The 19841-nt window shown below is 63.4% G+C and carries 18 protein-coding genes; 10 read left to right on the top strand and 8 right to left on the bottom strand.

Annotated features, from left to right (window positions below; genetic code table 11):
- Positions 1-26 precede the first annotated feature (26 nt).
- The 5 genes from COCCU_RS08285 to COCCU_RS08265 form a co-directional block, all read right to left on the bottom strand.
- The gene (locus tag COCCU_RS08285; protein ID WP_156231070.1) at positions 27-707 is read right to left on the bottom strand and encodes a metal-dependent transcriptional regulator; all 681 of its coding nucleotides are present in this window, start codon (positions 705-707) and stop codon (positions 27-29) included.
- A gap of 480 nt (positions 708-1187) precedes the next feature.
- Positions 1188-2189: a sigma-70 family RNA polymerase sigma factor gene (locus COCCU_RS08280; protein WP_156231069.1), complete on the bottom strand. Its 1002-nt coding sequence runs from the start codon at positions 2187-2189 to the stop codon at positions 1188-1190.
- A 277-nt stretch (positions 2190-2466) separates the two neighbouring features.
- Entirely contained in the window at positions 2467-2901 is a 435-nt protein-coding gene (gene dtd, locus COCCU_RS08275) for a D-aminoacyl-tRNA deacylase (protein ID WP_156231068.1), read from the bottom strand.
- Positions 2902-2927: 26 nt separating this feature from the next.
- A complete protein-coding gene (locus COCCU_RS08270) occupies positions 2928-4451 on the bottom strand; it encodes a DUF7782 domain-containing protein (protein WP_156231067.1) in 1524 nt (507 codons plus the stop codon).
- Between the two features lie 32 nt (positions 4452-4483).
- Positions 4484-4966 (bottom strand): DUF3099 domain-containing protein, encoded by a 483-nt coding sequence (locus tag COCCU_RS08265; RefSeq protein ID WP_156231066.1) that lies wholly within the window; start codon positions 4964-4966, stop codon positions 4484-4486.
- A gap of 58 nt (positions 4967-5024) precedes the next feature.
- On the opposite strand from COCCU_RS08265, the gene COCCU_RS08260 reads away from it, so the two are divergent.
- The 4 genes from COCCU_RS08260 (at position 5025) to COCCU_RS08245 (ending at position 9184) form a co-directional block, all read left to right on the top strand.
- On the top strand, positions 5025-5264 hold the full coding sequence (locus COCCU_RS08260) for a DUF3039 domain-containing protein (RefSeq protein ID WP_156231065.1): 240 nt from the start codon (positions 5025-5027) through the stop codon (positions 5262-5264).
- Positions 5261-6982: a DEAD/DEAH box helicase gene (locus tag COCCU_RS08255; RefSeq protein ID WP_156231064.1), complete on the top strand. Its 1722-nt coding sequence runs from the start codon at positions 5261-5263 to the stop codon at positions 6980-6982. The genes COCCU_RS08260 and COCCU_RS08255 overlap by 4 nt, the downstream gene beginning before the upstream one ends.
- 191 nt (positions 6983-7173) lie before the next feature.
- Positions 7174-7818 (top strand): DUF4190 domain-containing protein, encoded by a 645-nt coding sequence (locus tag COCCU_RS08250; RefSeq protein WP_156231063.1) that lies wholly within the window; start codon positions 7174-7176, stop codon positions 7816-7818.
- An 85-nt stretch (positions 7819-7903) separates the two neighbouring features.
- Positions 7904-9184: a DUF418 domain-containing protein gene (locus tag COCCU_RS08245; RefSeq protein ID WP_156231062.1), complete on the top strand. Its 1281-nt coding sequence runs from the start codon at positions 7904-7906 to the stop codon at positions 9182-9184.
- Between the two features lie 141 nt (positions 9185-9325).
- On the opposite strand, the gene COCCU_RS08240 is transcribed toward COCCU_RS08245, so the two are convergent.
- Positions 9326-10885: an RNA polymerase sigma factor gene (locus COCCU_RS08240; protein WP_156231061.1), complete on the bottom strand. Its 1560-nt coding sequence runs from the start codon at positions 10883-10885 to the stop codon at positions 9326-9328.
- A gap of 337 nt (positions 10886-11222) precedes the next feature.
- Complete coding sequence (gene ppgK, locus COCCU_RS08235) at positions 11223-11975, bottom strand: polyphosphate--glucose phosphotransferase (RefSeq protein ID WP_156231060.1); 753 nt, start codon at positions 11973-11975, stop codon at positions 11223-11225.
- 196 nt (positions 11976-12171) lie between these two features.
- Here ppgK and COCCU_RS08230 point away from each other — a divergent pair, with 196 nt between their 5' ends.
- A complete protein-coding gene (locus tag COCCU_RS08230; protein ID WP_197088316.1) occupies positions 12172-13038 on the top strand; it encodes an inositol monophosphatase family protein in 867 nt (288 codons plus the stop codon).
- 138 nt (positions 13039-13176) lie between these two features.
- The gene (locus COCCU_RS08225) at positions 13177-13470 is read left to right on the top strand and encodes a DUF4193 domain-containing protein (protein ID WP_156231058.1); all 294 of its coding nucleotides are present in this window, start codon (positions 13177-13179) and stop codon (positions 13468-13470) included.
- 251 nt (positions 13471-13721) lie between these two features.
- On the opposite strand, the gene COCCU_RS08220 is transcribed toward COCCU_RS08225, so the two are convergent.
- The gene (locus tag COCCU_RS08220; RefSeq protein ID WP_156231057.1) at positions 13722-14237 is read right to left on the bottom strand and encodes a DUF3093 domain-containing protein; all 516 of its coding nucleotides are present in this window, start codon (positions 14235-14237) and stop codon (positions 13722-13724) included.
- Between the two features lie 249 nt (positions 14238-14486).
- Between COCCU_RS08220 and dut the strand changes: the two genes are divergently transcribed.
- From dut to dxs, 4 genes are all read left to right on the top strand, one after another.
- Positions 14487-14939 (top strand): dUTP diphosphatase, encoded by a 453-nt coding sequence (gene dut / locus COCCU_RS08215; RefSeq protein ID WP_407924169.1) that lies wholly within the window; start codon positions 14487-14489, stop codon positions 14937-14939.
- A 165-nt stretch (positions 14940-15104) separates the two neighbouring features.
- A complete protein-coding gene (locus COCCU_RS08210; RefSeq protein WP_156231055.1) occupies positions 15105-16052 on the top strand; it encodes a DUF3710 domain-containing protein in 948 nt (315 codons plus the stop codon).
- 303 nt (positions 16053-16355) lie between these two features.
- Positions 16356-17597: a class I SAM-dependent RNA methyltransferase gene (locus COCCU_RS08205; protein WP_156231054.1), complete on the top strand. Its 1242-nt coding sequence runs from the start codon at positions 16356-16358 to the stop codon at positions 17595-17597.
- Between the two features lie 293 nt (positions 17598-17890).
- Positions 17891-19807, top strand: a complete 1917-nt coding sequence (dxs, locus tag COCCU_RS08200) for a 1-deoxy-D-xylulose-5-phosphate synthase (protein WP_156231053.1) — start codon at positions 17891-17893, stop codon at positions 19805-19807.
- The last annotated feature ends 34 nt before the right edge of the window (positions 19808-19841 follow it).

The following is a 19841-nucleotide window of genomic DNA, read 5'->3' as shown; positions in this document are numbered from 1 at the left end:
ATGTGCTCAGTTAGCCGAGTCAAGGCTCAGAGTAATTCGATTCGGACTGCATGGCAGAGGTCGTCGATCAGCTCGACCTCATAGCCGTTCTTGCTGATTCGGACCCGGCCGTGGTCATTGACAATATCGATAGTGGTGCCGATGCTGATGCCGGCCTGACGCAGGGCCTCGAACTGGGCCACGTCGACCTGGAGAATTTCATTGAGCTGGACGATCCTGGCGGTGACCTTTTCCCCGTTGGGCAGGTCAATTGCGCGAATGCCGGCGTCCGGGGTTTCCTTGTTGTCCAGGCCCAGACCAGCCAGACCTGGGATGGGGTTGCCGAAGGGGGAGCGGGAGGCGTCCTCGAGGACGGCGACCATGCGCTTCTCCACCTCATCGCTCATCACATGCTCCCAGCGGCAGGCTTCCTCATGGACCTGGCTGATGTCCAGGCCAAGGATATCGGTGAGGAGTCGCTCAGCGAGGCGGTGCTTGCGCATCACGGCGGTGGCCAGCTGGCGGCCCTCCTCAGTCATTTCGAGACTGCGGTCGGGACGGACCACTACCAGGCCGTCCCGCTCCATGCGGCCGACCGTCTGACTGACGGTCGGTCCGGACTGCTCCAGGCGCTCCGCGATCCGCGCGCGCAACGGCACGATGCCCTCCTCTTCGAGCTCGTATATCGTGCGCAGGTACATCTCGGTGGTATCAACCAAGTCCTTCACGTCGCGAGAACCTTTCTTCAGAATTCCGGGGACGGCCTTATGGCATGTCAAGTGTAGATCAGAATGAAAGTGGCGGGGCTTATCGGCCAGTGACGGAAGTTTGCCGATGCTGCTGCTTTCGGGATGGTTCTTCAATGGTGTCCGCATCCTGCTGGGTGCCTCCGCCGACCCACTTTCTTATAGGGTTAGATTACCTGATTCTATCAACAGATAGCGAGTATTGATTATTCCTTTAATGGGGACAATCGCGGGTAATCAGTCGTTCTCGGCTTAAAAAATGGTTATGGCCGAAATATGAATCATAACGGACATCTCCGGGTTATTTTGATGGGGTGCCATGTTCTGGCGTGTCATCCCCTCGGAAAGGTCTGATGCAGGGGGAGGGATCCGGGCCTGCGGTAGGGGAAATACTGCACGACCCCGGCATAGTGCCGGGGCCGTGCAGCAACCTCGAGGGGAAGGGCTTCCGCCTCACCTGGTTTAAATGGCGTAATCGCGGAGGCGGTCAGCGCGCTCGCCATCACGAAGCTTGCTCATGACCTCGCGCTCAATCTGGCGGACACGTTCGCGGGAGAGCCCGAAACGGCGACCGATCTGGTCCAGGGTGCGCGGCACCCCGTCGTCGAGGCCATAACGCAGTCGGATGACATCCTGCTCACGCTCCTCCAGGGTGGAGAGAACATAGCGGATATCGGAGTGCCGCAGGGAGGCAACCACAGCGGTTTCTGCATCGGTGGCCTCCGCATCCTCGATGAAATCGCCCAGAGGTGCCTCTTCGTCGGCACCGACCGGCATATCCAGGCTCACCGGGTCACGCGACTGGCGCAGCAGCATCTCAATCTTGGACTCATCAATGCCGGATTCCTCAGCCAGTTCCTCATTGGTGGCCTCACGGCCGAGATGCTGGTAGAGCTCACGCTTGATGCGGGAGAGCTTATTGACCTGCTCCACCAGGTGGACAGGCAGGCGAATGGTGCGGGACTGGTCAGCCATGCCGCGGGTGATCGCCTGACGGATCCACCAGGTAGCGTAGGTGGAGAACTTGAAGCCCTTGGCGTAGTCGAACTTCTCCATCGCACGGATCAGCCCGAGGTTTCCTTCCTGGATCAGATCCAGGAGGGGCATGCCGCGGCCGGTGTAGCGCTTGGCCAGGGAAACCACCAGACGCAGGTTCGCCTCAAGAATGTGGGCGCGGGCCTTCTTGCCTTCCTTGGCCAGGACCTTCAGGTCGCGCTTCATGGCGCGGGTCAGCTTTTGCTCGGGATCATTGAGCAGGTGGCTGGCGTAGAGCCCCACCTCAATCTGCTGGGCGAGCTCGACCTCGTCCTCAGCTGTGAGCAGAGCGGTCTTGCCTATTCCGTTCAGATACACGCGGACCAAATCCGCCGAAGGGTTGTCATTGGTCTGGCCGCGGCGACTGCCACGATCCTTCACCTCAACCTTGTCCTCTACATCGATGTCCACTGCAGACGCTTGTGTCATAGGGGCCTCCTCGGTATCGCCGGTTCTATAAGAGATAACGGCCACTGCCCGAATAAAGTTCCCGCGCTCCTGAAATGGATTTTAATGGAGGAGGGTTATCGGCCCTGAACTGGTAAAACGGTGATTCTTCGGGAAAATTCCAGGTGGATTCATGGATCTTTCGCCACTGCGTATCACTGGGCTGCGTATCACTGGCAGGAAAGTTTAATGCCGCTGCTGTTCGGGCAGGCCTGGGCAAGGGACCCCACGCTGGTCAGCAGCCCTCACTCCCAGGGATTCAGCATTCCACCAGCACTGTGAAGGGCCCTTCGTTGACGGAACTGACCTTCATCATCGCCCCGAATTTCCCCTCCGCCACCGGGATACCCCGATCCCGGAGCCCTGCCGCGATCTTCGCGATCACCGGTTCCGCCAGCTCCCCGGGGGCAGCCGCCGACCAGGAGGGGCGGCGCCCCTTCGCGGTCTGGCCATGGAGGGTGAATTGGCTTACCAACAGCACAGGGGCGCCGAGATCCTGGATGGAGCGCTCGCCCTCGAGGATGCGTAATTCGGCGATTTTACGGACCATGGTTTCCCAGGCGTCAGGGGCATCCTCCCGACCGACCCCGACCAGGGCGAGTAACCCGCCGGTATCGGGGCAATCGATGGCACCCACAGTTTCACCTTCGACGGTGGCTGCGGCGGAACTGACGCGGGTTAACACTGCCTTCATCGGCGCTACTCCTGGAGATATTCGGTTTATTCAGTGATGATCAGGTCTGCCGGTACCACCAGGCCATGGCGGACCAGATCGCCCACGGCATTGACGGCGGCGGGCAGGAGTTCTTCGCTGTCGAGTCCCTGCGCCATGGCATAGAGCTCCACGGTCTCTGCCAGGCTCAGACCCTGGGGGTGGAGGCCGGCGACGATGGCGGCAAGGTGGGAGTCCACCTCGTGGCTCCAGCGGGGTCCTTCGGTGCGGGTCAGACGCATCACTGCGGGAGTGAAACCCACCCCGGCATCGGTGTCGGGGAGGGAGATGTCCTCGCGGGCGACCCCGGGGCGCAGCTGGAAACGGGAATCCCCGAACTCCTCGGGGTTTAAGTCCCGGAGCCATTCCACCCGCGTGAAATACTCCTCGATCTCCGGGGAAAGGGGGTCAGTGAAGGACTGGGTCATTTCCTCGGCGAGGATCTCGGTGGGTTGATCACCGATGTTCTTCATGGCCACGAAGCCGAAGCCGACCCCGGTGACCCCGGCATCCGCGAAGTGCTGCAGCCAGGCTGCGGTGCGGGCATCGGATTCCGCGGATCGTGGGTCGAGGGATTCATCACGCAGCCAGGTGCCCACATAGTGGGCGGGGTCGGCCACATCGCGCTGGATCACCCAGGCGGAAACCCCGGTTTCCGGGAACCAGGAGGCCACGCGGTGGGCCCAGGACTGCTCCGAGGTATGGATCCAGGCAGCCAGGAAGTGGGCGGTGCCCCCGGTGTTGAGGTGTTCCAGGGCCTGCCCGATCACCAGGGCACTGGCCCCGTCAAGATCCAGCCCGGAGTCACGGTAGACGTGTCCGACCTCCGGCAGGCCGACCACGAAAGGCGGATTGGCGATGATCCGGTCGAAGGTTCGGCCCTGGACCGGCTCGTACCAGGGGCCCTCCAGCAGCTCTATCTCAGCCTGCTTATCGACGGCCGCGCCGAGCGTCGCCTCCGCGAAGTCCAGCGCCCGGGGGTGTAGGTCGGTGGCGGTGATGTGATCGGCGCAGTGCAGCTGCCCCAGGGCCTGCACCCCGGAGCCGGTGCCCAGGTCCAGGACGGTGCCCACCGGGGAGTCCGGGGTGGCCTGCAGCAGGGAGAGGCTGGCGGCCCCGACCCCCAGGACGTGCTCCGGCCCGGGGATGTGTTCGGTCATGGCGGCATCGGCATCGGAGAAGACCATCCGGTCCCGACCGAGGATGACATGGGGTCGGATATCCATGTCCAGACGAAGCAGATCCTGATCGGCGGTGAAGACCGCGGCGTCGATGAGCGCCTGGGTGAGTTCCGCACCGATCAGTTCCTCCAGCTGGGCGGGGGAGAGCGGATCGCGGAGGATGAAGGTGCGGATCAACTGATCAAGTCGGCCCTGCCGGCGGGTGGCGAAACGGACGGCCGCGGGCTCGCCACGGTGCATCGCCTCGGTCATCTCCGGGCCGAGGTGCGCGGCGATGGCGTCGGCGGTGAAACCTGCTTCCCGCAGCACGGGAGTCAGGCGGGCAGCCAGGGTGGTCAGTTCACTGCGCATGGTGGGGGAATTCCTTCTGGGTTTGAGGGTGGCTAAGGCTGGGAGGTGGAGGTGTCGGCCGGGGGATCCTCATCCTCATCGGCTTCGATTGTTTCAGCTTCCGGGGAGGCCTCCAGCTGCTGTTGGGCACGGGCCGCCAATTCCTCCTGGTGGGCGAGTTCCCGCAGCACCGCCGGTTTGTACACCTGGCGGCTCCGCCGGTCCAGCTTCTCCCCCTTTTCATTGGCGAGGATCACCGCCACCGCGGGCAGCGGTATCGAGATGAGGAAGAAGAAGGCGGTCAGCCACCAGTTGTGCCACCAGAAGACACTAAGAGCACAGAGCATGAACAGTGGCACGCGTGCGAGCTGGATCATCGCGTAGACCCGTTCACGATGCCTCCGGTTCTCGGCAGGGGAACGGGTAGCGGTGGTGATCAGGGCGGCTGTTCTGCGGCGGAGCCGGAAGCGTCGTCGGTGGGCAGGCTCGGCAGAAGTGGAATCCGCGGGGTCGGCCTCGTAAATGCCCTCATTCATGGCTCACACGATAGACCCGTTGTGCCTTTGAACCGAGTATTGGGGCATGATGGAGTCCGTGAGAACGACAACGAAGACCATCGAACGCCCCGAGGTACGGGATCAGAACAGTACCGACGACGACACCCCGAAGTTCTTCCACTATGTGAAGAAGAACAAGATCGTGGAGTCCGCGGTCCAGGGAAACATGGTTGTCGCCCTCTGTGGTGAGACCTTCCCGGTGACCAAACAGGCCAAGCCTGGTTCCCCGGTGTGCCCCGACTGCGAACGGATCTACAAGGGCCTGCGTAAGAAGTGAGCAAGGGACAACTTCGTGTATGGCAGCGCCAGGCCTTGACGAAGTACCTGGCGCAACGCCCCAAGGATTTCCTCGCGGTGGCGACGCCGGGTGCAGGTAAGACCACTTTCGCCCTGCGTGTGGCCACCGAATTCGTGGAGGACCGCACCGTTGACCGGATCATCGTGGTGGTGCCCACCGAGCACCTGAAGGTGCAGTGGTCTCAGGCGGCGGCCCGCGTCGGTCTTTCACTGGACCCGCATTTCACCAATGCCGACGCCATCAACCCCGCCTTCCATGGTGTGGTGGTCACCTACGCCCAGGTGTCCATGCACCCCTTCAAGCATCACGCCATCTCCACCGCCAAACGCACCCTGGTCATCCTCGATGAGGTCCACCACGGTGGTGACGCCAAGAGCTGGGGCGACGGCATCCGGGAGGCCTATAACGATGTGGAGCACCGCCTCTCACTGACTGGCACCCCCTTCCGTTCTGATGACTCGGCGATCCCCTTCGTCCGCTACGTAGAAGACGGGCAGGGGCACCTGATCAGTCAGGCTGACCACACCTACGGCTATGCCGACGCGCTTGCCGACGGCGTGGTCCGACCCGTGGTCTTCCTCGCCTACTCCGGTGAGGCCCGTTGGCGCACCAGCGCCGGTGAGGAGTTCGCCGCCCGCCTGGGGGAGCCCCTCAACGCGGAGCAGACCGCCCGGGCCTGGAAAACCGCCCTGGACCCCAAGGGGGACTGGATCCCGGCGGTGCTGCAGGCCGCCCACACCCGTCTACTGCAGCTGCGCCGCAATATGCCCGATGCCGGAGGCCTGGTGATCGCCACCGACAAAACCACCGCGCGGGCCTACGCCAAAATCCTGGAGAAACTCTCCTCGACCCCGGTGTCCGTCATCCTCTCCGATGAGCCGGGATCCTCGGAGCGTATCGACGAGTTTTCCGCCTCCACCGATGAATGGATGGTGGCGGTCCGCATGGTGTCTGAGGGAGTGGATGTCCCGCGGTTGGCGGTCGGTGTCTACGCCACCTCCGCCTCCACACCGCTCTTCTTCGCTCAGGCCATCGGCCGCTTCGTGCGGTCCCGTATGCCTGGGGAGACCGCCTCGGTGTTCCTGCCCTCGGTGCCGGTCCTGCTGGACCTGGCCGCCAAGCTGGAGACCTCCCGTGACCATGTGCTCGGCAAACCGGACCGTCCCTCCGACGGACTCGATGACGAGCTGCTGAACCTGGCCAACAAGGTGGAGAATGAACCGGAGCTGGAGAAGAGCTACGAGTCCCTCGGTGCTGAAGCCGAACTCGACTCCCTGATCTACGATGGCTCCACCTACGGCACCGCCACCTTCGCCGGCTCCGAGGAGGAAGCCGATTACCTCGGCCTGCCCGGGCTTCTCGACGCTGAGCAGATGCGTGCCCTGCTGCGTAAACGCCAGGAGGAGCAACTCGACGCCCGTGATGAGGAGCAGCGCCGCCGCCAGGAAGCAGAGGCCAAGGCCCGGAAGGAAGCCCAGAACAAGGGCAACCAGGCTGCTGCGGAACGGGTGGCCAGCCAGGAGATTCCGCAGCTGCGCAAGGAGCTCAACGCCCTGGTCTCCATTACCGCCGGCCGGAGCGGACGCCCACACGGAGCGATCCACACCGAGGCCCGTAACGCCTGTGGCGGCCCGCCCACCGCGCTGTGCTCTGCGGAGCAGCTACGCGACCGGATCGCTTACCTGCGTCGTTGGTGATCTGTTTCCACCGTTGATCTGACACCCGGCTCCCGGGATTCCCAGGGGCCGGGTTTTCTCTGGTCGGGGAGATAACAAAGGATAAAGATTTTCTTTCGGCACTGCCCCCCTGAGGGCGTGAGGCACTTAGACTCGGGGGACAAACCTGTCTGTACAAGAACATCCCCATCCCCGGATGAAAGGCGAGCACCATGACCAACCCCCAGAACCCCTATGGAAACAATGGAGAAGGCTCCGGAAACGGATCCTCCGGGCAGGGTGGTACCCCCAACTTTGACTCCTACGGCTACTCTCCCGGCGCCCCGGGCAGTCAGCAGCCCAGCTCTGGTTCAGGTCCGCAGGAAAATCCCTTCCAACAGCCAGGACAGGGTGCCCCGGGTTACCAGCCCCAACCTGAGAGTGGTCGCTGGGACGGTTACAGCCAGCCCGGCTATCAGGGCGGCTACCCCAACAGCTACCCGCAGGGTGAATATGCCCAGTCCAACCCGGAGAACGGACAGAAAAACCAGGTCGCACCCTGGGCCCTGGGAACCTCCATCGCCTCCATGGTGGTGATGTTCACCCTCATCTTCGCTTTTTTCGCGCCCCTCCTGGGGGTGGTCGGGCTGATCCTGGGCATCATTGCGGTGGTTCAGGCCCGCAAGCATCAGGGGCCGGCCCGACGGATGGCTATGAGTGTCACCTCCATAGTGCTCTCCCTGATTGCGATCATTCTTCCGCTGGCCCTGATCATCATAAGTTTCTCCTTCCTGGAAGGCTCTGGGGCCGCGGACTGCTTCATGCTGACTAATTCTGCCGAGCAGGAGGACTGCATCAACGAGGTCTTCAACCTTTAGACCCGCTGAGAACCTGATTACCTCCACTCCCGGCTGATCCTTTTCAGCGCAGGGGTTGAGTTTTCCAGGAAAGGAACTGAACTGAATGGCAGAACCCACGGCAGCGATGAGCAGAACGGCCAGTCCCCAACGCTTCCTCGCCCCTGATCTTGCCCGTGGTCTGATGCTCTTGGGTATCGCGCTGGCGAATGCGGTGCACATCTGGGTGGGGAATCCGGAGGCGGAACTGGTCACCGGTTATGGCGGGGTCTACGACAACAGCATCCTGGACAAGATCACGGTGGTGCTGGGGGCGATGTTCATCCACATGCGTGGCCTGCCCATGTTCAGCATGCTCCTGGGTTTCGGTGTCGGACTGATCATCCTGAGTCTGGAGCGCCGGGGTTTTCCGGTCGGGGAGGCGAAGCAGATGATCGCCCGCCGCTATGGGTTCCTGACACTCCTGGGTCTGCTGCACATGGTGTTTCTCTTCTACGGCGACATCATCTTCTTCTACGGTCTCGCCGCCATCGTGCTCGGATTGATGATCACCCTGCGGGACAAGACCCTGCTCTGGATCGCCGGCACCCTCTTCTCCCTCCAGGCCACCTTCTACACACTGCTGGGTGTCGTCATAATCATCTTCGCCGAGTCCGGTGGACTCTTTTCCCTCCCCACCGGCTTCGGCGATCCACAGACCTATGCGGAGAACCTGCAGCTGGGTCTCTTCTCCCTGGGGTTGGGGCTGCTGGTTTTTCCCTTCCAGCTGATGACCTTTCTGCCCTTGATGCTCCTGGGTTTCGTCGCCGCCCGCCGCGGTATCCACCGGAACACCGGTGCGCACCTGCGCCTGTTGTGGATCTGGGTGGGGGTGGGGGTCGCCGTGGTCCTAGTGATCGGTCTGCCGTGGGGACTGGCGGAGATCGGCGTATTGCCGACTGGCCTGGCGGCGGGACTTCGGCTGATCAATCTGGGACTCGGCCTGCTGACCGGCCCAGCCATCATCGCGAGTATCGCCCTGGTGTGTCAACCCCTGCAGGAGCGACTGAACCATCACTCTGAGACTGGAGAAACACCCCGCCTTGCGCTGCCGCTGCGTGCCGTGACAGCCCTGGGTAAACGATCCCTGACCGGTTATGTGCTGCAGTCGGTGTTTTTCCTCATCCTGCTTCGTCCCTTCTGGCTGGGACTCGGCATCGGGCAGGGGGCCTTCGAGGTCTCCCTGATTGCGCTGGGGGTGTGGCTGTTGACGGTGTTGCTTGCCCTGGGTCTGGATTATGCCGGTAGACCGGGTCCTCTTGAACAGCTGCACCGCCGTCTTTCCTATGGCCGTGAGGGGCTGCCGGACCGGTGGCAGCCCAAGCAGCGTGGCGGGGCGCTCACCTAGCGCACCAGCTTTTTCGGGCCATGATGCCTGACCTCTGGACAACGGGAGGTGGGGTAGGGGGCAGTCTTTCTGATCCGCGGCGTCGATAAGCAGGGGCGCACAAAAAACCGGGCCCGAAGGCCCGGCTCATTTGTGGGTGGACTAGTCCAGGTAGTCGCGCAGCACCTGCGAACGCGAGGGGTGACGCAGCTTGGACATCGTCTTGGACTCGATCTGGCGGATGCGCTCACGCGTGACACCGTAGACCTGGCCGATCTCGTCGAGGGTGCGCGGCATACCGTCGGTCAGGCCGAAGCGCAGCCGAACCACGCCGGCTTCACGCTCGGAGAGGGTCTGCAGCACATCCTGCAGCTGATCCTGCAACAGGGTGAAGGAGACCGCGTCCACGGCGACCACTGCCTCGGAGTCCTCGATGAAGTCACCGAGCTGGGAGTCGCCCTCATCACCGATGGTCTGATCCAGGGAGATCGGCTCACGGGCATACTGCTGGATCTCGAGGACCTTCTCCTCGGTGATGTCCATCTCCTTCGCCAGCTCCTGCGGGGTGGGCTCGCGACCCAGATCCTGCAGCAGCTCACGCTGGATACGACCCAGCTTGTTGATGACCTCAACCATGTGCACCGGGATGCGGATGGTGCGGGCCTGATCGGCCATGGCGCGGGTAATGGCCTGACGGATCCACCAGGTGGCATAAGTGGAGAACTTATAACCCTTGGTGTAGTCGAACTTCTCCACCGCGCGGATCAGGCCGAGGTTTCCTTCCTGGATCAGATCCAGGAAGGCCATGCCGCGACCGGTGTAACGCTTGGCCAGGGACACCACGAGTCGGAGGTTGGCCTCCAGCAGGTGATTCTTCGCCTTGCGTCCGTCACGGGCAATGGCACGGAGGTCACGCTTGACCGCGGGGGTCAGCTTGGCTTCCTTGTCGCCGGTGGCGAAGGCCTCCTCCATCTGCTCCATCCGGTGGGTGGCGTAGAGACCGGCCTCGATGCGCTTAGCCAGCGACACCTCCTGCTCAGCATTCAGCAGGGCGACCTTACCGATTTGCTTGAGGTAGGCGCGGACCGAATCGGCCGAAGCCGTTAGTTCAGCGTCCTTACGTGCCTGGCGCAGGGCGGCAGACTCATCCTCATCCCAGACAGAGGAACCGTCGTCTGCTTCCTCCTCTTCCTCTTCTTCCTCCTCGGTCTCGATTTCCTCCTCGAAATCCTCCGCTTCGCCGAGAACGGGATCGAAATCCTTCTCATCCTCGTCGACCAGATCCTCATCCACGGTCCCCGGCGCGGTGGCCTTGGAATCAGCGGACTCGGTGACCTTAGCTGCGCTGGTCTTCTTCGCAGTCTTCTTGGCCGTGGTTTTCCGGGTGGTTTTTTTCGCGGTGGTCTTCTTGGCCGTGGTTTTCTTGACTGCCTTCTTCGCGGTAGTCTTCTTTGCCGGTGCACTCGCGGTGGAAGAGGCGGTGGCGCCGGACTCTTCGGGTTCAACCGTCATGTCAGCGGCTGATGCCGCCGGAGCCGAGGTTACGGAGCGAACCTGCTCTGCCGGGGTGACAGCAGGCACGGCGGCAGCGGTTCGTGGAACCGCCTTGCGCACGGTCTTCTTCGCGGACTTCTTGACGGTCTTCTTCGCCGGAGTTGCGCTTCCCACGGCAGTGTCCTCGCCGGGTGCGAGTGCCTTGTCTGAAGATTCAGTGGCTGCCACGTACGCCCTTTCGCCTTGCTTACTATTTCCGGTGTGAGTCTGGGGGAGCAATGTTTGATTGCACACCCCGGATACTGCGGTACTGCACACACTAGTGAATTTGCCGCTACTGCCGGTGGAACCGCTTGTCCCGAAGATGGCTGGAGGGGACGAAAACGGCACGCCGGGGGCAGGCGCGGTCATGATCAACGCCCCAGTATAGAGGATCTATGAATTGCGCGTCGCAGGGGATGGGTCGAAACCTCCCCGGAGGGTGTCTCAGCCACCCCGCAAAGCACCTGCCCGGAGGCTGACACCGGGGGATCGGCTGAGGTGGCACCCTGGGCTCGCGGCACCCTTAGGGGGCAACGTGTTTCGCCACCGCCATGGCCGCACCGACGATGCCGGCCTGGTTGCGCAGCTCCGCCGGGATGACCGGGGTGTTCAGATCCAGACGAGGAACCCATTCCTCGTGCTCACGGGAGATGCCGCCACCGACGATGAACAGCTGCGGGTTGAACAGACGCTCATACTCGGCCATCACCTTGGACACCCGCTTCGCCCATTTCTTGTAGCTGAGCCGCTTGCGGTCCTTGACTGCGGAAGAAGCGCGGTGTTCGGCCTCCCTGCCGTCGACCTCCAGGTGCCCGAGCTCAGTGTTGGGGAAGAGTTCACCATCGAGGAGGAGTGCAGATCCGATCCCGGTGCCGAAGGTCAGGAAGATCACCGGTCCCTGCTGGGCGCGTTTGTCACCGAAGGCGACCTCAGCCAGGCCGGCGGCATCGGCATCATTGAGTACGCTGACCTCGCGGCCACCGAGGTGACGCTGGAAGAGGTTGTGGACGTCGGTGCCGATCCAGGAGGGGTCGATATTGGCGGCGCTGAGCGCGATCTGACCTTTGACCACCGAGGGCAGGGTGATGCCCACCGGCCCCTCCCACTCGGCCTGGTTGAGGATCTCCAGAACCGTCTCTGCGACGGCATCCGGGGTGGCGGGCTTGGGGGTCTTGATCTTGATCCGGTCCCCGATGAATTCACCGGTATCCAGATTCACCTTGGCACCCTTGATGCCCGACCCGCCGATATCAATTCCGAAGGCAATATTGTCCATGCCACGGAGTCTACAAATCTCTGGCCCATCGTGCGGGTTAACTGGCCATTACCCGGGGATCAGGCGATCCGGTGCCCCCACCCGGCCCCTTTCCGCATGGGGGTGTCGGGGGCGAATCCCGCGGGGTGGCGGTTTCTGCCCCGCGGGTTAGCCCTACCTGCCGCATGGCCCTGATAACCACGGCACAATGGAACCCATGACTGAGACTCTGAGTGCAAGGCCCGAGTGGGCGGGAAATGATCCGGCGATCCTGCGGGAGATCGCGGTGGAGACGGCGGAGCTGGCGGCCGGGCGCATCGTGGCCAAGCGTGAGGAACTCGGCGATATCCGGAAGTTTGTGACCATCAAATCCTCCGCCGTGGATCCGGTGACGGTGGTGGACACCATGGCCGAGGATTTCATCGCTGACCGGCTGGAGCAGCTGCGACCTGAGGACGGGATCATCGGTGAGGAGGGATCCTCCCGTGAATCCATCTCCGGGGTGTCCTGGGTGATTGATCCCATCGACGGAACGGTGAACTTCCTCTACGGGCTGCCGCAGTATGCGGTCTCCATCGGTGCCGCCATCAACGGTGAAGTGGTCGCCGGAGCCGTGGTCAACGTGCCCACCGGCGTGGTCTACTCAGCAGCCCGGGGGGAGGGGGCCAGTCGCCGGAGCGGGGCGGAGGAGATCCGGTTGCGGGTCAATACGGTGACTGATCCCGCCCAGGTGCTGCTGGCCACCGGTTTCAGCTACTCATCAACTCGTCGTGCCGCGCAGGCTGAACTGCTCACCCACATCCTGCCTGAGGTTCGGGATATCCGCCGCCTGGGTAGCGCCGCCCTGGATTTCTGTGCGCTGGCGGAGGGGTCGGTGGATGCTTTCTATGAGCATGGGCTCAACTGCTGGGATTATGCGGCAGGGGCGGTCATCGCCGCCGAAGCCGGTGCGGTGGTGAAGATCCCGAACTTGTCGACGCCGGGTGAAGTTGGGGAGCTGACCTTCGCTGCGGCAGACAAGGTGGCCCAGTCCCTGGGTGAAATTTTCGAAAGGTGCGGAGCCCAGGGTCCACTAACTCGTTAGGCCACTGTTTTTAGCGGGGTTGACCTGGGAATATGACAACGCGCAGAATGTGACTTAATATGCGCGTCGAACCTGCTGACCTTTGGTTTCAGCGTATTCAATTTTTCCGGACCCACCCGACTTGAAGGACTCAACCTCATGGCCACCGATTATGACGCCCCGCGTCGCCGCGTAGAAGACGAGCTGGATGCCGATTCCCTTGAGGGCTTGAAAGCCGCCGAGAGCGCATCCTCACCGATGGATGATGATGGCGAGATCGTCGAGCCCTTTGAGCTTCCGGCTCAGGATCTCTCCGGTGAGGAACTCAACGTCACCGTGGTGCCGCGCCGCGCCAACGAGTTCACCTGCGCCAGCTGCTTCCTGGTTCAGCGCAACAACCGGATCTCCCACACCGAGGATGATGGTTCCATCATCTGCCTCGACTGCGCCTGATCCGCTTAGGACCCCTCCTCCTGCCGGGGCTGGGGTGAGGGGTCGTGGGTCGGGTGGCGGCGGTGCATCATGCTTCGGCCCGGTCCGCGGCCTGTGCCGAGTTTTCCTGAGTGATGCAACCAGGATCCAGCGACGAATCACCCCCAGGCGACAATGCCCGGGGTGATGAAAATACCGCCGGGCGACAGTTCGAACTGTCGCCTGGCGGTATTGTCCTTTTGTCCTGCCTCCCCCTTTGAGGGTTGGCCGGCTCAGGAGCGGTAGGTGGCGATGGCTGCTTCTGCCTGGTCGGGGAGGAAAGCGCGCAGCAGGGCTTCCGGGTTCCTCGAACCGATCAACCAATAAGGGGTGGGATCCTCCGGGTCTTCAAGCACCAGCATCACCATTTCGTGAACCCAGCCATGGGAGACTACGAAGGCCGCCGGGTCGAGCTGACGCCCCATGGCGTTACGCTTCGCGGTGGCCGGCACCGCCAGGGAACGAGAAACCACCTCGTCAGGCAGTACGGCCTTCTCCGCCAGCAGCCAACGGGTGCCGTCAGGGTCCTCCTCGACGCTGATCACGGTGCGCGACATGGAGAGAAGAATCCAGACGGCGACCAGCGATAACACGATCGCCGGGATGATCAGCCAGAAAATATTTCGGTTCAGGGCGAATTGTGCCGAAACCAGGGCGACCAGAAAACCGGCGAGAACCCACCAGTAGGCGGGCACCCACTGTCGTTCGCGGTAGATCGTCTTGGTGGCGGCAGATCCAGAGTCAGTCACAACCCATCACTGTACTGCACCTCCTTTCGCAGCCAAGGTGTGCCTGGGTTGGTGCAGGCTGCGGTGTCGAGGTTCAGTCCGGGTTGCCCGGATCAGGTGGGTGGGATTCTTAATTGCAGGGTGGGAACCAGGGGAGGGCAGCGTCCCGGGCCCACCACCTTGGACGGGTTCAGCGACCCGGGGAGAATCCCCTCCCGTAGTCTGAAGAACGTGAGTGAGACCCAGAATTCCCCTGTTGAAACTTTCCCCCTGACCGCTGGCCAGATCGGTCCGATCCCGCTCAAGCGCCTGGACCCGGACTTGCCGATGCCCCGGCGCGCCCACCGTGGTGATGCCGGGGTGGATCTCTATGCCGCCGAAGATCTCCTCCTGGAGCCGGGGCAACGTGGTCTGGTGGGTACCGGTGTGGCATTGGCCCTACCGCTGGGCACCGTCGGGCTGGTACACCCCCGTTCCGGTCTGGCAGCCCGCCATGGACTGTCCATCGTGAATGCCCCCGGTACCGTGGACGCGGATTACCGGGGCGAGATCAAGGTCAACCTGATCAACCTGGATCCGGTGGAGAAGGTCGAGATCTCCCGGGGCATGCGCATCGCGCAGCTGCTGATCCAGCGGGTGGAGCTGGTGGATTTCCTGGAGGTCGAGGACCTGGATGAGACCGAACGTGGCACCGGGGGACATGGCTCAACCGGTCTTAACTGAGTCTCCCAATCAGTAGAGTGGGCGAGGGAACACCCCTGGGCTGGTTCCCGACTTCCCGGGCACCCCAAGATTCGGATAGTCCCCGGATCGGCCACCCACCGATCAATTCCCTCACCGCAGCTAGATGCCGACCCCCCCGGATCGGCCGAGAAAGGACGCGTACCCATGGCACTGTGGCCATTCGGAAAAAAGAAGCAGGACAACCAGGTGACAGCAAAGGAGGAGGTGTCGCAGCCAGTGGCGGCGGAGGCTGAGCACCGGGCCGCTGAAACGGCCGCGGTGACCACCCCGGCTGCAGAGAGCCTGGTTGCCGCCTCCCCGGAACCTGCCCCGATGACAGCTGCGGAGCAGCCTGACCCGGTGCATGATGCCACCGGTGGGGGCACCGGCCCCTTCGATGGTGACACCGTGAACATCGAGGAATTCGACTTTCAGGATTTTTCCACCGCCACCCTCAACCTGGGCAGCATGAACATCCCGCTGCCCACAGGTTCCCAGGTCCAGGTTGAGATGGCGGAACAGGGGCCGAAGATGCTCCACATCGTCACCACCGCTGGCCGCATCACCCCGGTCGCCTTCGCGGCACCCCGCAAGCCGGGACAATGGGCCCAGGCTGCCACGGATATCGCGGAAGGTATGCGCAAAGAAGGCCTGGAGGTCCTCGTGGAACAGGGCCCCTGGGGCCGCGAGGTCGTCGGCAGCAGCGCCAACGGCATCATCCGGATCATCGGTGTGGACGGCCCACGGTGGATGCTGCGCATGACCCTGGCCGCCCCGGCGGAAAAGGCCGAGGAACTGGCCAACCTGGGCCGGGAAGTCACCGCCCGCACCTTCGTCTACCGCGGTGAGGATCCGATCCTCGCCGGTAGCGCCCTGCCGGTGGCATTGCCCGCCCAGTTGGCGCAGCAGGTGCAGCAGGCCATGCAGCAGCGAACCCAGCAGGCCCAGGGCGGCCAGCAGGTGCGGCCGGCGGGCCAGCCCCCCGCAGTCGGCCAGCCCGGTGGCAGCGGTCCCGCTGCCCTCAGCCCGGAGCAGGAGCAGGCGCTGCGCGAAGCCCAGGATGCGTTGCGCAGCCAGGGGAACAGCGAAACAAAGCGCCCCGAGAACCCCTGATCCACTGGGGGGACTGCACGGAGTGCTCCGGAAACCGAAGAAGTGCAGTCCCAAGAACCCCGGCACCGGCCAGCCAGCACCTGAAACAGCCAGCTGCAGGCCGGCGAGTTGATCGGGCCCGAGTAGCGGAGAAGACTGGGGCGGAGCACAATTCCGGAATAGAAGGCCGGACACCCACCCCCCCCACTCTGATCCGGACATCACCGGGGCAGCAGCAGGGGCAGGTCCCGGGGCAGTACTGCCCCGACCTCAACATCATGCGAGCGCGACACCCCGCGCTCAGAAACCAGAAAGCAAGAAACCATGACAACTCCCACCATCGGCCAACAGCAACAACTCGAGGTCACCCGGATGGCCCATGGCGGTGAGGGGATCGCGGTACTCGACGGTCGCGTCATCTTCGTCCATGGTGCCTACCCCGGCGACACCATCACCGCCGAAATCACCGAGGTGAAGAAGAACTTCGCCCGCGCCGTACTCGTCGAGGTCCTCAGCCCCTCCCCGCTGCGCAGCGAGCAGGTCTGCCCGGCCGCTGCCCGTGGTGCCGGCTGCTGCGACTTCGGTGACCTCAATCCGGCTGAAGAACTCGGCCTGAAGTACGGAATCCTCAAGGACCAGCTCTCCCGACTGGCGAAGGTGGGGGGAATCCCGGAGGCGGAACTGATCAACCTTCCCCCGGAACGCGGCTGGCGCACCCGCGTCCGACTCGGGGTGGACACCCAGGGCCGGGCCGGTTTCCGGGCGCTGAAGTCCAATGATCTGATCACCGAAGTGGCCTGCACCCAGGCAGCCCCGGGCCTGCTCGACGGCATCATGGGCGAAGGCGCGCGTACCTTCACCCCCGGCGCGGAGATCATCGTGGCCATCGACAGTGAAGGTGTGCGTCATATCGTGGAGACGCGCCGCGCCGCCCGCGGTCGACGCAGTGAAAAGGTCACCGCCGTACTCGAGGGCACCGGTGAGGTCACCCAGAACGCGGATGACCATGAATTCCGTTTCCCGGCGGAAGCCTTCTGGCAGGCCCATCGCAGCGCACCGGGAGCCTACACCGCACTGGTGCGCAACTGGCTGGCCGAGGAAACCCTGAGTGAGACCGCCCAGCCGGTCGCCTGGGACCTCTACGGCGGGGTAGGCCTTTTCGTCCCCGCCCTGGCGGACTCCCTCGGCGAGGGCGCCCAGATCCACTCGGTGGAGATGTCCAAGGCAGCCACCCGAGCAGGGCAGGCCACGCTGGATGGCTATGATGTGGTGTTCCACAACGCCCGGGTGGAGCAGCACGCCGTTAAGTTGCCAAAGCCGCAGGTGGTGCTGCTGGATCCGCCCCGCAGTGGTGCCGGTGCCAAGGTGGTTGAGTCCCTGGCCACCGCCGCCCCTGAGTTGGTGGTGCACGTCGGTTGTGATCCGGCGACCTTCGCCCGCGATATCGCAGCCTGGGCGGAGCACGGTTATCAGGTCACCCGGATGACGGTGTTCAATGCCTTCCCCGGCACCCACCACTTCGAGGTCCTGGCGCTGCTGCGCCCGGCACCGGAGAGCAAGTCCTAAGTTTCGTGGCGCGGCCCCTGGGGCACCTGTCCTGCGCCGCAGCAGCACGGCTCAACCAGGATGAAAGCCCATATGGATCCTGACTTAAGTCGGGTGAGAGGGTCATCCCGGTCAAGACCCGAGTAGGATGGACATTTAAATAATAGGACGAATGCGCAGCCAGCTGTTCGTCCCTCCCGGTCGCTACCTCATGACCAGCCCAGTGAGGTAGTTTCAGTGGCCGCAAACCCCCCTGGAGTCCACAGCGCAAGCGGGGCTCCACCTAACCAGGTAAAGGAGTCAGACTCACCTCCATGGGAATCCTGCACCGTATTTCATCTCCCGCGGACCTTGCGGACCTCAGCAGCGAGGAGCTCGACACCCTGGTGGTGGAGATCCGTGACTTCCTGGTCGCGAAGGTTTCTGCGACGGGTGGCCATCTCGGCCCGAACCTGGGTGTGGTGGAGCTGACGCTGGCATTACACCGGATCTTCGATTCCCCCTCGGATCCGATCATCTTCGACACCAGCCACCAGTCCTATGTCCATAAGATTCTCACGGGTCGGGCAGGGGAGTTCGACACCCTGCGTCAGAAGGACGGCCTTTCCGGTTACACCTCCCGATCCGAGAGTCAACATGACTGGACCGAGTCCTCTCATGCCTCGGCGGCGCTGTCCTACGCAGATGGTCTGTCCAAGGCGATGTCCCTCTCCGGCAAGAAGGATCACTCCGTGGTGGCGGTCGTCGGTGACGGCGCCCTGACCGGTGGTATGTGCTGGGAGGCGCTGAACAACATCGCCGCCGGCAAGGATCGCAAGGTGGTGGTCGTGGTCAATGACAACGGCCGCAGCTACTCACCAACCATCGGCGGCTTCGCCGAGAACCTCGCGGAACTGCGGATGCAGCCTTTCTATGACCGGGTCATGGAGCGCGGTAAAACCCAGCTCAAGTCCCTGGGGTGGGTCGGGGAGCGTACCTTCGAGGCCCTCCATGCCTTCAAGGAGGGGGTGAAGTCCTCGGTGATTCCCACCGAGATGTTCCCGGAGCTGGGCATGAAGTACGTCGGTCCGGTGAATGGTCACGACCGGGAGACCCTGGAGACCGCCTTCGCCTACGCCCGGGAATACCAGGGACCGATCATCATTCACGTGGTCACTGAGAAGGGGCACGGTTTCGCCCCGGCGGAGAATGACACCGCCGAGCTGATGCACTCAACCGGCATCATCGATCCGGTGACCGGTGTCCCGAAGTCAGCTTCCAAGCCGGGCTGGACCGCCATTTTCAGCGAGGAACTCTGTGCCACCGCTGAGCAACGGGAAGACATCGTCGCCATCACCGCAGCCATGGCCGGCCCCACCGGTCTGGCTAAGTTCGGGGAGAAGTACCCGGAGCGTTTCTTTGATGTGGGTATCGCCGAGCAGCACGCACTGACCTCTGCGGCCGGGTTGGCCCTGGGTGGGATGCACCCGGTGGTGGCGATCTACTCCACCTTCCTCAACCGCGCCCTCGATCAGCTGATCATGGATGTGGCGCTGCTGAAACTACCGGTCACCCTCGTGCTGGATCGCGCGGGTGTCACCGGGTCGGATGGTGCCAGCCACAACGGCATCTGGGATCTTTCGCTGGCGTCGACGGTGCCGGGCATCCGGATCGCCGCCCCGCGGGACGGGGAGCAGCTGCGTGAACTCTTCCGGGACTCCCTGGATATCAAGGATGGTCCCAGCATCGTCCGTTTCCCCAAGGGTGCGCTGCCCCGGGAGCTCCCCGCCGTGGACATGCTTGATGACGGCGTGGAGATCCTCCACTACTCGGATGGCACCGGAGAAGCGGATGAGGTGGTCAGCGTGCTGCTGATCGCCGTGGGCATCATGGCGGAACAGGCGGTGGCTGCGGCAACTGCCCTGGAGGAACTTGGCGTCGGGGTCACCGTGGTCGATCCACGCTGGGTCGTCCCCGTGGCACCCTCGCTGCTGGCCCTGGCCGATGACCATGACCTGGTCATCACCATCGAGGACGGAATGTTGCGCGGTGGTGTGGGGTCCATGATCGGTGAGGCACTCAACGCAGCCGGGGTGGACGTACCGCTGCGTCAGCTCGGTTTCCCGGGTATCTTCCCGGAGCATGCCTCCCGCAATGAGCTGCTCGGTGAACTCGGTCTGGATGCGGTGGGGGTTTCGGCTTCCGCAGTGGAGTGGGCCGAGGAACTTTTTGGCGGGGACCCCGCAGAGTAACACTGCCGAAGTGTAAAGGCCGTGGGTGTGGCTC

This window comes from Corynebacterium occultum (assembly GCF_009734425.1).
Lineage (GTDB): Bacteria > Actinomycetota > Actinomycetes > Mycobacteriales > Mycobacteriaceae > Corynebacterium > Corynebacterium occultum.
Note: the sequence above shows the minus strand (reverse complement) of the source record. Positions and strands in the feature narration are given on the sequence as shown.

What these genes read in the sequence shown, in the direction of transcription:
- COCCU_RS08280 (WP_156231069.1), bottom strand. Translation starts at nt 2,189, where the DNA reads ATGACACAAGCGTCTGCAGTGGACATCGATGTAGAGGACAAGGTTGAG.
- dtd (WP_156231068.1), bottom strand. Translation starts at nt 2,901, where the DNA reads ATGAAGGCAGTGTTAACCCGCGTCAGTTCCGCCGCAGCCACCGTCGAA.
- COCCU_RS08270 (WP_156231067.1), bottom strand. Translation starts at nt 4,451, where the DNA reads ATGCGCAGTGAACTGACCACCCTGGCTGCCCGCCTGACTCCCGTGCTG.
- COCCU_RS08265 (WP_156231066.1), bottom strand. Translation starts at nt 4,966, where the DNA reads ATGAATGAGGGCATTTACGAGGCCGACCCCGCGGATTCCACTTCTGCC.
- COCCU_RS08250 (WP_156231063.1), top strand. Translation starts at nt 7,174, where the DNA reads ATGACCAACCCCCAGAACCCCTATGGAAACAATGGAGAAGGCTCCGGA.
- COCCU_RS08245 (WP_156231062.1), top strand. Translation starts at nt 7,904, where the DNA reads ATGGCAGAACCCACGGCAGCGATGAGCAGAACGGCCAGTCCCCAACGC.
- ppgK (WP_156231060.1), bottom strand. Translation starts at nt 11,975, where the DNA reads ATGGACAATATTGCCTTCGGAATTGATATCGGCGGGTCGGGCATCAAG.
- COCCU_RS08230 (WP_197088316.1), top strand. Translation starts at nt 12,172, where the DNA reads ATGACTGAGACTCTGAGTGCAAGGCCCGAGTGGGCGGGAAATGATCCG.
- COCCU_RS08225 (WP_156231058.1), top strand. Translation starts at nt 13,177, where the DNA reads ATGGCCACCGATTATGACGCCCCGCGTCGCCGCGTAGAAGACGAGCTG.
- COCCU_RS08210 (WP_156231055.1), top strand. Translation starts at nt 15,105, where the DNA reads ATGGCACTGTGGCCATTCGGAAAAAAGAAGCAGGACAACCAGGTGACA.
- COCCU_RS08205 (WP_156231054.1), top strand. Translation starts at nt 16,356, where the DNA reads ATGACAACTCCCACCATCGGCCAACAGCAACAACTCGAGGTCACCCGG.
- dxs (WP_156231053.1), top strand. Translation starts at nt 17,891, where the DNA reads ATGGGAATCCTGCACCGTATTTCATCTCCCGCGGACCTTGCGGACCTC.